The sequence below is a fragment of the Zooshikella sp. RANM57 genome (assembly GCF_050749885.1).
Lineage (GTDB): Bacteria > Pseudomonadota > Gammaproteobacteria > Pseudomonadales > Zooshikellaceae > Zooshikella.
Map to the genome: position 1 here is coordinate 1 of NZ_JBOIUB010000092.1, position 255 is coordinate 255.

The window sequence follows — 255 nt, forward strand, 5'->3', positions numbered from 1 at the left end:
CACTCAGCGATCGCGCTCGACCTGGACGAGGTTTTGGAGCTAATGCGTCTACCCCCTCTGTTCTAGCAATTTTTAACCATTTGAAAATACTCTTTTCTCCCAACCCATAGCTACGGGTAACATTGGCAGGTGACTCACCGTCAAATACTCTCTGAACGGCTAAACGTCTTAATAATGCTTTTTCTTCTGTTGATAACTGTCGGGCATCATATTTCATACTAATAAGTATGGCATAATTCTAGAAAGTATCCATTA

1 protein-coding gene is annotated in these 255 nt (G+C 41.6%); it reads right to left on the reverse strand.

What is annotated here, in order from left to right; genetic code table 11:
• The coding region (locus ACQ96U_RS27270; RefSeq protein ID WP_431724427.1) for a helix-turn-helix domain-containing protein at window positions 1-217 on the reverse strand (217 nt) is incomplete at its 3' end.
• Window positions 218-255: the final 38 nt, after the last annotated feature.